The 15084-nt window shown below is 35.8% G+C and carries 15 protein-coding genes, 2 tRNA genes and 2 pseudogenes; 3 read left to right on the top strand and 16 right to left on the bottom strand.

What is annotated here, in order from left to right; translation table 11 throughout:
- Positions 1-240: 240 nt before the first annotated feature.
- Positions 241-855, top strand: a complete 615-nt coding sequence (locus V7S50_RS07050; protein ID WP_000473867.1) for a PH domain-containing protein — start codon at positions 241-243, stop codon at positions 853-855.
- A 93-nt stretch (positions 856-948) separates the two neighbouring features.
- Here V7S50_RS07050 and V7S50_RS07055 read toward each other — a convergent pair whose 3' ends face one another.
- Positions 949-1149 carry a hypothetical protein gene (locus V7S50_RS07055; protein WP_000090056.1) on the bottom strand — a complete coding sequence of 67 codons (201 nt, stop codon included), beginning with the start codon at positions 1147-1149 and terminating at the stop codon, positions 949-951.
- A gap of 581 nt (positions 1150-1730) precedes the next feature.
- On the opposite strand from V7S50_RS07055, the gene V7S50_RS07060 reads away from it, so the two are divergent.
- Together V7S50_RS07060 and V7S50_RS07065 are read left to right on the top strand one after the other, a co-directional pair.
- Entirely contained in the window at positions 1731-1994 is a 264-nt protein-coding gene (locus V7S50_RS07060) for a hypothetical protein (RefSeq protein WP_242252589.1), read from the top strand.
- A 65-nt stretch (positions 1995-2059) separates the two neighbouring features.
- Positions 2060-2419: a DUF6572 domain-containing protein gene (locus V7S50_RS07065; protein WP_242252588.1), complete on the top strand. Its 360-nt coding sequence runs from the start codon at positions 2060-2062 to the stop codon at positions 2417-2419.
- Positions 2420-2577: 158 nt separating this feature from the next.
- Here the strand turns inward: V7S50_RS07065 and V7S50_RS07070 are convergent.
- The 15 genes and pseudogenes from V7S50_RS07070 to V7S50_RS07140 form a co-directional block, all read right to left on the bottom strand.
- A tRNA-Arg gene (locus V7S50_RS07070) sits at positions 2578-2651 on the bottom strand.
- Between the two features lies 1 nt (position 2652).
- A tRNA-Gly gene (locus V7S50_RS07075) sits at positions 2653-2726 on the bottom strand.
- A 109-nt stretch (positions 2727-2835) separates the two neighbouring features.
- Entirely contained in the window at positions 2836-3339 is a 504-nt protein-coding gene (locus V7S50_RS07080) for a metallophosphoesterase (protein WP_000645495.1), read from the bottom strand.
- 13 nt (positions 3340-3352) lie between these two features.
- Positions 3353-3961, bottom strand: a complete 609-nt coding sequence (locus V7S50_RS07085) for an XTP/dITP diphosphatase (protein WP_242252587.1) — start codon at positions 3959-3961, stop codon at positions 3353-3355.
- An 11-nt stretch (positions 3962-3972) separates the two neighbouring features.
- Complete coding sequence (gene rph / locus V7S50_RS07090) at positions 3973-4710, bottom strand: ribonuclease PH (RefSeq protein WP_001261765.1); 738 nt, start codon at positions 4708-4710, stop codon at positions 3973-3975.
- A gap of 128 nt (positions 4711-4838) precedes the next feature.
- Entirely contained in the window at positions 4839-5888 is a 1050-nt protein-coding gene (gene gerM / locus V7S50_RS07095) for a spore germination protein GerM (protein WP_063224815.1), read from the bottom strand.
- A gap of 131 nt (positions 5889-6019) precedes the next feature.
- Entirely contained in the window at positions 6020-6829 is an 810-nt protein-coding gene (gene racE, locus V7S50_RS07100) for a glutamate racemase (RefSeq protein WP_060632430.1), read from the bottom strand.
- Between the two features lie 210 nt (positions 6830-7039).
- Positions 7040-7588, bottom strand: a pseudogene (locus V7S50_RS07105) (MFS transporter); the annotation flags it as partial.
- 87 nt (positions 7589-7675) lie between these two features.
- Positions 7676-7885, bottom strand: a pseudogene (locus V7S50_RS07110) (type 1 glutamine amidotransferase domain-containing protein); the annotation flags it as partial.
- 123 nt (positions 7886-8008) lie between these two features.
- Entirely contained in the window at positions 8009-8233 is a 225-nt protein-coding gene (gerE, locus tag V7S50_RS07115) for a spore germination transcription factor GerE (RefSeq protein ID WP_000659484.1), read from the bottom strand.
- A 165-nt stretch (positions 8234-8398) separates the two neighbouring features.
- A complete protein-coding gene (locus V7S50_RS07120; protein WP_242252586.1) occupies positions 8399-9703 on the bottom strand; it encodes a purine/pyrimidine permease in 1305 nt (434 codons plus the stop codon).
- A gap of 30 nt (positions 9704-9733) precedes the next feature.
- A complete protein-coding gene (locus tag V7S50_RS07125) occupies positions 9734-10633 on the bottom strand; it encodes a DMT family transporter (protein ID WP_242252585.1) in 900 nt (299 codons plus the stop codon).
- A 93-nt stretch (positions 10634-10726) separates the two neighbouring features.
- Positions 10727-11971 carry an amidohydrolase family protein gene (locus V7S50_RS07130; RefSeq protein WP_242252638.1) on the bottom strand — a complete coding sequence of 415 codons (1245 nt, stop codon included), beginning with the start codon at positions 11969-11971 and terminating at the stop codon, positions 10727-10729.
- A 13-nt stretch (positions 11972-11984) separates the two neighbouring features.
- On the bottom strand, positions 11985-13235 hold the full coding sequence (locus tag V7S50_RS07135; RefSeq protein WP_242252584.1) for an amidohydrolase family protein: 1251 nt from the start codon (positions 13233-13235) through the stop codon (positions 11985-11987).
- A gap of 114 nt (positions 13236-13349) precedes the next feature.
- Positions 13350-14912 carry a glutathione ABC transporter substrate-binding protein gene (locus V7S50_RS07140; RefSeq protein ID WP_242252583.1) on the bottom strand — a complete coding sequence of 521 codons (1563 nt, stop codon included), beginning with the start codon at positions 14910-14912 and terminating at the stop codon, positions 13350-13352.
- Positions 14913-15084 lie beyond the last annotated feature (172 nt).

The following is a 15084-nucleotide window of genomic DNA, read 5'->3' on the forward strand; positions in this document are numbered from 1 at the left end:
AGGTACTTTCACGGAATTTCTCTATAATCACATGCAAAATTAACTTTTTTCTCTTGGTTATTTTTCGGAAAATCCACTCTTAAACTAATAGATTTACTAAATAATTTTGGATTGAAATAATTATTCGTTCCTTTTCTCAACTTCCCTTCAAATATTTTTAATTATAAGAAAACACTTTATCGAAATCATGTTAATATATTTTTATACAATTAAGAATTTAATTTAAAAGGGGGATTATGTATGTTTAAAAAAATGGCTGCAGATGTTTTAGGATTAAGCGATGTAGGTTCTGTCATTACACCGAAAGATTACGATAAAGTTGATGCCGATGATTACGTGATGCATGAAGATGGGGAGAAAATTTATTTTCTAATCAAATCAAAATCAGATGAATATTGTTTCACAAACAAAGGATTAATTCACCTAGATGGCACAAGTGCGACAAGTAAAAAACGTACATTACGCCGCTTTAGTTATAGCAAATATCAAATTAAAAACGTAGCACTTGAAACTGCCGGAACGATTGATTTAGATGTAGAAATTAAGTTTCAAATGGGCGATGAGCATTACTCAATTGATGTTCATAAAAAACATATTGAAGAATTAAAAGATTTATATAAGGCTTTACTTAAAATCGAAGAAATTTCATACGACAACGACATCACATTGCAGTATGCACATAAAAGTCTAGATATGGCATCTAATGCTTTTAGCCGTATTTCAAACGCACAAGTAAATTTGGCAGAACAATTTAAAGAAATAAACGAAATCGCCTTTAACTGGCTCGTTGATACGAAGAAACAATATAACGTGAAAGATTATGGTTTTGTCTTTGAGAAGTTTATTAATAATTAATTTAAAACAAACAAAAACCTTGTTATCAAAAGATAACAAGGTTTTCTTAGCGCCCCAGAAGAGATTCGAACTCCTGACCCGCCCATTTCCGTACTATTTTATATATTTTGATCGCAGTCTTAATATATCTTCCTCTTCGCGAATGCCTGCCGATCCCTTCCTCACATTTTTTACGACAGTCCAATTCGGGTTAGTTTCATCACCGATGTTCTGTATTGTAAAGTTGCCGTCACCATATTTACGTTGACCTTCTGCCAATTTCTCCGTTAAATCATTCTCTTTTGCTCTCGCCATCTTTGCGCCATCTCCCTTTTTTATACAACCTTCTTAAACTGTCCAACCAATCACACGTCCAGTCACAATTGGAGATTCTCGTTTTCCGCTTCTATTAATTGTAACACACTGCCGGGGATAAGTTCCGACAACGGATGCTCAATCGTACTAGAATGGTAAAAAGTTTTATAACATTGTAAGTGATTAATTAGGGGCATCTGGATATGAATTCGATTTCCATCATAAACCTATTGATTCTTTAAATTAAATACTATGAGGAACAGGGCGCATAAACGATGCTCCTTTTATTTAAGAAAAAGAATTACATATACAACTGCTTAATATCGAAGGAAAGGTTACAGATATTAAGAATGAGCTACAATTATAACCCAAACTAGACGCGAAACTTATAAGTAATCACTTCTTGTGATAATCTTTCACTCGTATTAATTATGCTATTTCATTCCTACCCCCATCTCTTACACCAAAACATCAATTTTTAGCGTCCCAGGAGAGATCCGAACTTCCGGCCCACCTATTATCTACAATATATAAGCGATTCTTTCATCGCTTGTTTAACATACACTAGCTAATGTATAGATATGGTATCATTTTCTTGTGAAAATATTATAGGAGAAGCAGTAAAAGCCCAAAGCCAGGTACAAATAGGAATAAATCAAGAAGCTGGGAAAGCCTTTGAAAAAGAAGTACATAAGGACTTCTCAAAAGAGGTAGATACAGTAGTAGAACAAATAACTTTAAAGACTGATAAAACAGGAATAAAGACAAGACTTGATTTTCTAGGAGCCAATAAAGATCTAGAAGATATAAGAATAGTTGAGGCAAAGGGAAACCACCTTTTGTAGGCGGTACGGAAATACCTCCAACTAAAGTTGAAATTAGAAGAAAACAATAGATAAGAGGTGTACTTATGTCTTTATACGAATTAGAAAAAGTTGATTTTATGGGCTACAATAAAGAAGAAAAAATAGCCTATTTAGTCATCGCTGATGAATTAGACTGGTCTGATGAGGAAAAACATATTGAATTACTGCAAGAAAAAATCAATTTGTATTTGGGCTTTATAGAAAGTGACGAGGTTTACGAAAGGTATCCTGAAGTAAAAGGGTATGGTTTTGTTATTAAGATATTCGGGAAATATCTTTTTACTGAATGGGGCAAAGAATTTTTAGAAAAGGTTGATGAGGTTCTCGTTGAAGCTGGATACGGTTTTCAATACGTGCATAAACCATTTGATGAGTCTGAACAAACAAATAATATAACTGACTAGCAAAGAGCGTTTTTAAGCGCTCTTTTTAATGCACTTTAATCTGTTGCATATACTCATTATCATATATCTCGTTATAATATTTTTAAACCTCTTGCACATACATCAATTTGTAGACAAACAAAAAACCTTGTTATCAAAAGATAACAAGGTTTTCTTAGCGTCCCAGGAGAGATTCGAACTCCCGACCGTACGCTTAGAAGGCGTATGCTCTATCCGGCTGAGCTACTGGGACATGGAGCGGGTGAAGAGAATCGAACTCTCGACCAGAGCTTGGAAGGCTCTTGTTTTACCACTAAACTACACCCGCATATGTTATTTTATTTTTCTTCGTTAGCGCTTTTGCCCTATCGACAATATTTATTATATGTATAACCATACATAAAGTCAACACCTTTTTTAAAAGAGGATAATTTTTATTATCCTCTTTTAAAAACTGCTTGTTCAACTAGCTGTCCGTCTAGTGTTTCAAAACGAACTTCCATTTGATTTTCATCCATTTCTAATAAGGCAAATGTCTTTTCTACACGCTGACGCGGTAATAAAATACTGCCTGGATTAATAAATAAAACGCCGTCGATTAATTCCGCACCTAATACGTGAGAGTGTCCGAAGCATGCAACTTGCGCCCCTACTTCTTCTGCACGGTACGCTAATGTTTGTAACGTCATTTTCACGTTATGACGATGTCCGTGCACAACTACGAAACGAATGCCGTCTACATCAGTTACAATTTCATCTTGAAAGTTAGCATAATCACAATTCCCTTTTACCACATGGAAACCTTGCAGCTCTTCATGAGCAGGCGTTAGCTCTGAATCACCGCAATGAATCATGATATCTACTTTCCCTTCATACTTCTCTTTTAACTGCTGTAATTCCTTCACAGAGCTATGACTATCGCTTACGATTAAAGCTTTCATCAATCTCTCTCCCTTATTCTCCTAAAAACCATTCAGGGATTTTTTCTTCTAGCTTACGTAGAGCACGTCCGCGGTGACTAATAGCATTTTTCTCATCTGAACTTAGTTCCGCCATCGCTTTTTTATATTCTTCCACATAAAAAATCGGATCATATCCAAAGCCGTTTTCCCCGCGGCGTTGTTCTAAAATAAATCCTTCACATGTCCCGTTTACAATGACAGGCTTTTTATCCCCTTCAGGGAAAGCAACTGCTAATGCACAGTAGAAACGAGCTTTACGCTTTTCAAACGTTACTTCATTTAATTCTTGTAAAACTTTATCAATATTCGCTTGATCATCTTTCGGTTCTCCAGCAAAACGAGCTGAATATACGCCTGGTTTCCCGTTTAAAGCATCTACAATAAGACCTGAATCATCCGCAATTACGATTGCATTCAACTGTCTACTCAAACTATCCGCTTTTAAGATCGCATTTTCTTCAAATGTTTCACCAGTTTCTTCTACTTCTTCAATATGAGGAAAATCGTGTAATGATTTCACTTCTAAATCAAATCGCTCAAATAACTCAGCAAATTCACGTACTTTCCCCATATTTTTTGTCGCTACAACAACTTGTTTCATATTTTCCACCTCTACTCTATATGAGATACGATGTCACCTAACGCTTCTTTTTGCATGTCAATCAGTTGGAAAATGCCTTGTTCTGCAGCATCAAGTAATTCATTTAACTGCGCTCTGCTGAACGTCGCTTCTTCTCCAGTTCCTTGTACTTCAACAAACTGGCCTTTTCCAGTCATAATTACGTTCATATCAACGTCTGCTTTAGAATCTTCTGCATAGTTTAAATCTAAAACAACACCTTGCTCTTCCACAATCCCTACTGAAGTTGCTGCTAAATAATCTTTCACTGGAATTTTAGATACTTTTTCTGCTTGTAATAACTTCTCGAAAGCTAATACCATTGCTACATATGCACCTGTAATAGAAGCTGTTCTCGTTCCACCATCAGCTTGAATAACATCACAATCAATCCAAACCGTTCTCTCACCAAGTGCTTCTAAGTCAACTACCGCACGTAATGCTCGTCCAATTAAGCGCTGGATTTCCATTGTACGCCCTGTTACTTTCCCTTTGCTTGATTCCCTTATTGTACGTTGCTCTGTTGCACGTGGAATCATCGCGTATTCAGCTGTTACCCAGCCCTTTCCTTCTCCACGCATAAACGGCGGGACACGCTCTTCAATTGTCGCTGAGCAAATTACCTTTGTATCCCCAACCTCAATTAACACTGATCCTTCTGGATGTTTTAAATAATTCGTATGAATATGTATATGGCGTAATTCTGTTTTCTCTCTACCATCTACTCGCATAAAAATAACCTCCTCATAACTATTTGTTAGTATAGCCAAATTTAAATGTATGATATGTATACAATAAAAGAAGAGGAACCCAAAAAGCAATTCCTCTTTCTTACTTAAGTATATCAAATTATCGACGATTAAAAACTACCTGTATTCACGTTTTCTGGACGATCTACAGGTTTTATTAATTTTCCGCCCTTTTCATCTATAAGATTCGCTTTACCATTCACTTCAATAGAAACACTTTTTACGCCTTTCTTTTCTGTTAAAGATAAAACTAATGACTTCAATACGTAATTTGAAACCATATTTTTATCTGGGTTTATAAATATATTTTCATTAAAGTTTAATGTAAGATTTCCGTCTTGTAATTTCGGATTCGTAATCAGCTTAACTCCTGGATTGAAATCATTCAGGAGCGATTGATGAATCGGTCCTTTTACAAGTTCATCTATAATGGTTGCATAATCATTTTCTTTTCCTTCTACAACGCGGCGTGTTACTGGTACGTAGTATTGCTGTTTATTATTATTTTGCGCCATAAAATAAAGGGTAACTGGTTTTGTATTTGTTACATCCGCTACTTGTTCATCATCGAAGTTGATACCGTTCGCACGGCTCACGCCTTCACCAAGCGGTGTACCACCAACAGGCATCTTCGCCAATTTCTCACCATTTATTTGGAACTGCACTTGTTTTATTTCTTTAAATTGCGTCAACGTCCATGCAATAGATTCAATGATTTGACGTTCTTCCTCTTTCGCATAGTTTTTCATTTCTTTAGAGAAATCAATGACTGCCGTCCCATCTTTTTTCAAATTTAGGGTCATCGATGTATTCGCTGGAATGACTGCACGGAACCCATTCGGTAATAAATTCGTTACCGGTCCATCTTTCACAAGGTACTCTAACGTTTGCTGAATGACCTCATTTGCTTTCGGAGTAGGTATAGCTAACGTTTGCGGCACAACATAGCCATTTTTATCAACAAGGTATAGTTCTCTATTCACCGTTTGTCCTTGCTTATCTTTCTTAGCTACTTCTTTCTTTCCACCCTCTGTATACGTAACTTGTTTTGGCGGATCAATTTGTTCCGTTGCTTTCTCCTGATTTATAAAGCCACACCCTGTTAGTAAAACAGCGCTCACAGTAGCACCAACAACCCATTTAAAAGTGGATTTAGGCATGCCATTCCCCCCTAAAATCTAAGTTTGTACTATTATGTATACGAGCTGTTTCATTTTTTAGAACAAGCTGTGCTTCCTATAAACAAAAAAACTCCTGATTTCTCAGGAGTTTACTTATATGGATTCTACTATTATTCTTTTTCTAAATGAATATGTTTCACATTTTCAATCGGTTGACCGAACCATTTTGATGCAATTTCTTTAAATAGACCTATTTTTCCTGTTGTTAAGAAGAGATGATCACTTTGTTCCTCTCCCTCATTCAACATTTTACTATGGTATAAAATTGTACTTACTTCACGCGCCGTTTCATCACCAGAACTAATTAGTTGCACTTTATCTCCCATTACTTGTTTAATAACAGGGCCTAAAATTGGATAATGTGTACAACCTAAAATAAGTGTATCAATATCAGTATTCTTCAGCGGTTGCAACGTTTCTCTTACAACTTCATATGCCATTTCACTTTCGAAATTACCACTCTCTACAAGCTCAACGAAAGGCGGACACGCTAAACTTTCTACCATAACACGGTTATTAATAGACTTTAGCGCTTCTTCGTATGCACCACTTTTCACCGTTCCGATTGTTCCAATAATCCCAACATGATACGTGTTTGTCATTTTTAAAGCTGTACGTGATCCTGGGTGAATAACTCCTACCACCGGAATTGGTAATTGTTTCTGCATCTCTTCTAATACAACTGCAGTTGCTGTATTACACGCAATAACTAACATTTTGATATTTAAATCTAGTAAATGCTCCGTCATTTCCCACGTAAATTGACGCACTTCTTCTCGAGAACGCGGACCATAAGGGCAACGTGCTGTATCCCCTAAATATATAATGCGCTCTTTCGGCAACTGACGAATTAATTCCTTCGCTACTGTTAAACCACCAACTCCTGAATCGATAACACCGATTGCTCTATTCAACTTCATCACCCGTTTTCTCATTCATCATCTTATTTTATCATTATATTTTACAAACTTTAAGTTCGCTAACTTAAACTGCTTCTGTATGAAAATTTTCATTTGTACCTGTATAGACTAGGACCTTTTTTATTTTGCTCCTTTTTTTCATAATTTGCAAGACAGAAAAATAACCGACCTTCTATAGGAAAGTCGGTTTCTTCTATATAAAGTACATATTTAATGCTCCATCTTTTTTTGGAAAGAAGACATTCCTATTAATAAGAAGAAATGAGCAGAAATTAACATAACGATTAAAATAAAATTCAAACGATAACTATTTGTAGATTCCATAATTTTGCTTGCTACAGCTGGTCCAAATGCCATACCGAAAAAATTAATTAAATTATATAAACCAAGACCTACTCCAACTTTAGCTGAATGTAATGTTTTCGGTATAAATGTGTTTAATGATACTTGAATGGCTGAATAACTCATAAACGTTAAAATAATCGCCAATATAATAACGACTATACTTCCATTCGGAATAAACCCTAAAATTAAAAAGCCAACAATCATAATGACAGACGCTACATAAGTCATATTCACATGTCCAAACGAAGGGACAATCTTTCCAGTAATAAAACTAGACACAATACCAAAGAGTGATGCAACAAACAATACAATTCCGATAACAAATGGCGACAATCCGTGCACTCTTCCTAACAGTAAGGGCAATAATAATAAATTAGCACATAACGCCACATTAATTATAAATGAAGTCACTATACTCAATACCTCTTTTTAGTTTAAGGGATTTTCCATTTACACTATAGAAAAAATACCCGCTACCTTTATGAGTAGCGAGCACTTTTTCTATAATTTATTTACAGCTCTTCTTATATCTTTTCCTATTTCCATACTAGACTGCGGATTTTGCCCTGTAATTAAATGCCCATCTACTACGACATGCGGCGTGAAATTTGGAGCAACATAAAACAAAGCCCCTTCTTCTTTCAATTTACTTTCTAATAAAAACGGAACTCGCTTTTCTAAATGTACAGCTTTTTCCTCATCATGTTTAAAATAGTTATTTTTAACGTTTTTTTCTTAAACATACCTTCTCTCTCAAAGTCTGAGATACCTTTTTTAAGTTCAAAATTTAGACAGAAAAATAGCCGACTCTTTACATAAAAGTCGGCTGCTTTCTTATAGTTCGAGCTCTCCCATGCGAAGAAGCTCAACAACTGCTTGTGAACGTCCTTTAACTCCTAGCTTTTGCATTGCGTTTGAGATGTGGTTGCGTACTGTTTTTTCACTGATAAAAAGTTCACCCGCAATTTCTTTTGTTGTTTTATCTTGAACCAGCAATTCAAATACTTCTCTCTCTCTCTTTGTGAGTAACGGTTTAGATTGATACGCTTTTTCCTTCAACTGGTATAACCCTCCTTGCTTAAGCCAGAGCCGTGTATGTGTAAGTTGGGTGTTTATTTAGTCAAGATATTGTATGAATGAAATGTGCGGGTGGTGAATAAAAATGGGCTTTATTTCTCATGTTATTTTAGACTTTTATACATTGCATTCACTCTTTGTATCCACTTACTTTTCGGTACGCCATATTTGTTCTAGTAATATGCTGACAACTGTACCTACGAACAAACCATTTCCGAATATATATTGCATAACAGACGGTAAGGATTGGAGCGCTCCAGACGGTAAAAACATAACACCGCTGCCAAATAATACTGCAATGCCTAAAATCGTTACATTCCTTTCATTAAGCTCCACTTGTTTTATATTATTTAACCCAATTCCAATTAGCTGTACGAATGAAGCCATTAAAACTGCAGATGCAACAGCGGATGGTAACGATGCTAAGTAACGAATAACACTCGGAAACATCGACATTATGACTAGTAACATACATGCTAGTAAGAACGATCGTATATATTTTTGTTTTGTTAAGCGAATAAATCCTGCCGTTGCTGGTAACGGAACGACACCTACAGTTGAAAATACGGAAGAAATGATGTGCGAAATCCCTCCAACCCACGTACCATCCTTCAACTGTTTCTGTTCAATAGTCGCTTTTTGAATGGTAGCTTGATTAATTGCTATAATAGCTGCTACTGTATTTGAAACTAAAATACATACCATAACGAAACTTGATACTGCCATACCTGTATTCCACTTTGGAAATCCCCAAGCAAATATTTGCGGAAGTTGCACAAAATGAGTTACTTGAGATGGAATCGTAACTTTTCCTGCCATTAGAAAAAGAATCCATCCACTAATTAATCCTATTAAAACCGCATAACTTTTGACAAAACCTTTTCCAAAATTAGATAGTATAATAACGAACAAAAATATACTAAACGCGATTATCGCTGTAAATCCATCGATTTGGGAAGCAGTAGCAGTAATTCCTAGCATTCCTTTTAAAAATACACCGCTTAATTGTAAACATAATAAAAGTAAAAACGTCCCTGTCACAAGCGGCGTAAATAAAAATAAAATACGTCCGATAAAACCAGTTACTCCTAATCCTATTAAAATAACACCGGAAATTATCATTCCTAATTCTAAAATTTGCAATGTACTATGTAATTGGTTTTGCCCGACAGTTGCATAAGCAAGTACGGTAAATACTCCAACCCAAGATCCAGCTGGTCCATCCGCAATTGGAAGTCTATGTCCAAGCCACCCTTGTAAAAAAGAAGATATACCAACTACAAAAAACGTACGCTGCATCAAATAAAATATTTCTTCTGTCGTAAGATGAAATAATCCGCCAACGACAATTGGTAGTGCGATTGAATTCGCCAATAAAAATATAAACCATTGCAAGGTTCCCATAATATGATTTTGGTTATGTTGATTGTCCAAATTTTTCATCCCTTCCATACATTTCACACAGAAATACACGCTATACTATTACGTAGCTTTTCGAAACAACACTTTTTGTCCCCTCGATTTCTTCCCGTATCCAAATGTTGCAATATAAACTCCACAAACGATAAAAACAGCTCCAATTATTTGAATGGCTGTTACACTTTTCTGCAATATAATATAACCTACCACCATCGTAACGAATGGTTCTAAATTTAAAAACATGGCTGCTGTTGATGCCTGTGCTTTTCTCAATTGATTATTCCAAACTAATGTACAAATTCCATGCATAAGTATTGCTGTCACAATGAGAAGCGCCCAACTCTCTATAGAGTATTTCAACGTTATGTGAGAAAAGGTAAAAGCAAGAAACGGTAGCATAATTAAAAAACCAAAAATTGAAGAAAAGAATGTAATCAAAAACATATCATCTCTGTTCCCCAATTTCCGAATGAAAACGATAGATAAAGAAAAAGATAGCATCGTTATAAAAATCCATATTAACCCTTCTGAAAAGACGAACCTCTGCCCAACACCAATTACAAAAAATACTCCAAAAGTAGCAATCCCTCCTCCTATTACTAACTTAGCTGTTAACGGTTCGTTTAAAATAAATACTGCTAGAATAGAAGTCATAACAGGAGTAAGTGCTAATATTAGCGCAGCTGTTGTTGGATCTGCTGTTTGTAACCCTTCATAAAAAGACCATTGATTAATCGCGACACCCATGATTCCAATTAATAATACACTTTTCATTTCATTCTTTTCTATATATAAGTCTTTCTTACACATAATAGCGTACGCTAGAAAAAACAAATTAATAAATAGTAAGCGAAGTGTCGTTAACAACACCGGATGAAATGTATTTACTAAAATCGCACCAAATATAAAATTACTCCCCCAAACTACTACACATATAAACAGTAATATATATGTACGTGTCACCTATTCCCCTCCTTTTCTCGTAAAAAAGAAGGATTCCTATTCTTTCATTAGGAACCCTTGAAAAAATATATATAAATTAGGGAGATACGTAAATCAAATCAATACACCTTGAACATGTTGCAAGGAACCTGCTACTATTTTCCCATCTTTCATCACGGCTGGTCGCTTCGCTCGTCTAGCAATCGCTTCTGCTGAACAAGTAGCTTGTAAGAAGACGAAATCAGCTTTATCTCCTACTTTAGGCCAAACTTGATTTCCTTCTTGATCCAATGGCGTTTTTCCACCTGTAATATACGCCAAAGAAGAAGATAAAGACTTCTCATCAATCCAGCGATACTTTTCTGCTAAACGCCCTACTCTTTCAAAAATATCAGCATTTCCAAATGGTCCCCATGAATCAAACATACTATCGCAACCTAAAGAAACGGAAACTCCTTTTTCTGTAAGCAATGGTACTGGCGGCATATTTCTGTTAATTGGTACTGTCGTAATAATAGACATTCCTCTCTCAGCTAATAAGTCTGCCATATCTGCTCCTTCTTCTTTAGATACATCACCTAGACTAAACGCATGACTGACCGCGACACGTCTGTCCCAATTAGCCTCCTCTATAAATTGAGCTAATTTTTTAATTGTATAAATACCTAAATGCCCTGCATCATGTAAATGCAAATCAACATCTGCATTTGCCTCTACAGCAATTTCCATCATATCAAAAAGTGATTTTTCAATATTATTATCTACAGTAGCTGGATCTACACCACCTACTAAAGTTGCGCCCATTTTCATCGCTTCTCTCATAAGAGAATGCGCTTCGGTACGAAGTAAACCATGCTGCGGGAACGCTACGATTTCATATGTAAACGCACCTTTCATATTCTCTAAAGTTTGACGGACAGATTCTAAGTTTTTAAGACCGATATACGGATCAATATTTACATGCGTTCGTATATGAGTCGAACCAGCATTTAAAATGTTTCTGAGTAATAACTCTGCTCTCTCTCCAGTTGTTTGAGCTAAAATTGGTAACTCTTGCTGTTCTAACTCTAATCTCTCAATAATATTTTTTACTGGTGTGCACGCTTCCCATGGGCCACCAAGTTTTGTCTTATCCAGGTGAAAATGATTTTCCACAAACGATGGAAGAACAAACAATTCTTTCGCATCTTTCGTTTCATATTCTGTTTGAAGCGGTACATCCGCAAGTACAATCTTTTCAATCTTTCCATCTTGTATGAGTAAATGATGCAAAGCTGTTTCTGTACCTGTAACTACTTCATTATTAAACTTGTAACCTATTTCTAATCGTACATTCGTTAACCAATACACATTTTGCATTTCAATCATCCTCTCAAACAAGATTATTTATAGCCGCTTTTTGCAAACTACCAGCAACAACATTCCCTTTATATAAAACAGCACAACGCTCTGTTTGTCTTGCTACTACCTCGGCTGAACATGATGCTTCTGTAAAGACAATATTTGCTTCATCCCCAATTTTTGGCCATTGACGATTTCCTTGATCATCTAATATAGATTTCCCGCCCGTAATAAACTGAAGTGCTTTCCCTAAAGAGCGCTCGTCAATCCATCTAAATCTCTCCGCTAGACAATTTGCCTTTTGCAACATATCTCCTGTTCCAAATGGAGACCAATGATCAGTTATACTATCGTTTCCTAGTGAAACTTTTACACCTTTACAATTTAATAGCGGAACTGGAATTACATGTCTACTAATTGGAACTGTTGACGTTATATCAATGCCTAATGCCGCAAGTCGTTCAGCCATTTCCTCCGCTTCTTCTACAGATACATCTCCAAGTCCAAGAGCATGACTAATCGTAACTCTTCCTTGCCACCCTGCTTCTTCTGTTAATGCAGCTAATCGCTTCATTGTAAATGTTCCGAGTTGATCCGCGTCATGTAAATGAATATCAATGTCTGAATCAAACTCTACTGCAATATCCATAATTGTATTTAATGATTTTTCAATATTACCGTCTACAGTAGCTGGGTCTACTCCACCTACTAAATGAGCTCCCATACGCATAGCGTCTTTTACAAGCCCTACGGAATTACTTCGTAACAAACCGTGTTGCGGGAATGCTACGATTTTTGCTGATAACTTATCTTTATATGTTTCCAGTGCCGCAATCGTTGCTTCTAAATTTCCAAGACCAATTACAGGGTCAATATTGCAATGTGTTCGAATATTTGTCGCTCCATTTTCAAGAAGTAATTGCAACATTTTCTCCGCTCTACTCTTTGCAGTTTCTAATTGCTTCGGAAGAATAGTTTGCTCCTCATGAATACGAGTGAATATACTCTTTACTGGTGTACATGCTTTCCACGGTCCACCATAATACGTTTTATCAATATGAATATGCATTTCTTCAAATGCTGGTAATGCCAGTAAACCATTTGCATTTACTACTTCACCATCTTGCTCTGATACAATCCCAGGTAATATCTTCGTAATCTTTCCATCTTCAATAAACAAACTACAAATTTCCGTTTCTGTACTTGTAATTCGCGATTCCTCATATACGTACCCACATTCAAGTTTCACATTCGTTAACCAATATTGTGATTTTACACTCACTTTGTCAATCTCCCTTCGCAATATGAATTTTCTACTTCACAAACGAAACAAAAACAGATAAAAATTTCTATCAGTGTAAAATGGTGTTTTACACTGATAGAATTTCCTATTTTACTAAAGTTCTACATCTTCCAGTCGCAAATACCCAGATGGATCAATCCAAAATCCTTTTATATTTTTCGTAGTTGCGGCAATATGATTAATCCCTCGAATTGGTACTAGCAAAGCATCTTTTAATTCAATCTCTTGTAACTGTTTATACAATTCTTTTCTCTTTGTCTCATCTTTTTCTTTTCTAGCATCTTCTATTAATTTATCTACTGCCGGATTACTATAGAAGAATTGGTTACCAGTTGCTCCGTGTGAACTAGAATGGAATAAATTATATTGATTATAGTCACCATCACCTGTTGCGTTTCCCCAACCTCCAACAAACATCGCATGTTCTGATTTATTCGTTGCAGCTAAAAACGCACCATATTCCATAACTTTAATTTCTACATCAACGCCAATCCCTTTTAATTGAGATTGAATTACTTCCACTAACGCCATTCTAACTTTGCTGTCATTCGTCCAAATTGTTGCTTTAAATCCATTTGGATAACCAGCATCCGCTAATAATTTTTTTGCAGTATTAATGTCATACTTATATCCTTTTACGTCTTTCGTATAACCGAATACTTTAGGAGTCATTACGGAGTTTATTTCAGTCCCAACATTGTTATATACCCCTTTTAAAATCCCTTTCGTTTCAATCGCATGTGCAATCGCTTGACGAACGAGCGGGTTATCAAATGGCTTTTTCCGTACATTAAAGCCAATATATTCTACACCTAAACCTTCATTTTCAATTAACTCCATGGATGGTGAATTTTTCACACGCTCTACTTCAGTTACAGGTAAATTCTCTGCAATGTGAGCTTCACTAGTTTCAATCATCCCAATACGTGTTGCATCTTCTGGTACTACTTTGAATACAACTTCATCAACCTTTGATTTTTCGCCCCAATAATTTTTATTCTTTTCAAGTCGAATTTCTTCACCTGGTTTCCATGACTTAAAAGTATATGGACCTGTCCCAACCGGATGCTGCGCTAAGCCTTTTCCTTTTTCATCAATTGCTTTCGGACTTAAAATACTTCCTTCATTACTTGCGAAAATAGATAAAAGAGGTGAGTATGGGTATTTCAATACGAACTGTACTGTGTATTCATCAATTACTTTTATTTCTTGAATCATGGAATAAACAGTTGCTCGATTTGAACCTACTTTCGGGTCTAATACACGTTCAAAGTTTTTCTTTACTGCCTCAGCATTAAATGGTGCACCATCTTGGAATGTCACTCCTTGTTGCAACTTAAATTCCCAATTTAAATCATCAATTTGTTTCCATTCCTTTGCTAACATCGGCTTAAAGTCCATGTTTTTATCTCGTTGTACAAGATTTTCATACACTTTATGGTACACAACACTTGCGGAAGGGATGTTTGTAATAAAATGCGGATCTAAATTATCAGCATCTGACAGTCTAGCAATTGTTAAAACGCCACCTTCTTTTGTCCCTTTGCTTCCTGACCCTTCATTTCCTGTCTTCGCGTTAGATGAACATCCCGCTAGAAAAACTGAAAGACATAAAATTGTGATAAAACAAATCACAAGTCCCCTTTTGAATCTCATCGCCCTTCCCCCTCCACTTTCTTTTATCTCTACATCCTAAAGTGAAACCTTAAACCTAGCTTTCTATCTCCCTACTTTCTAATAACAGATCATTCCACCACCCTCTCTTTTTTCAATTTTGTCTATGTATTTGTAATTATAAATAACTTTACGGAAAAAGTTTTTAAACATC

Source organism: Bacillus sp. CCNWLW194, assembly GCF_037120585.1.
Classification (GTDB): domain Bacteria; phylum Bacillota; class Bacilli; order Bacillales; family Bacillaceae_G; genus Bacillus_A; species Bacillus_A basilensis.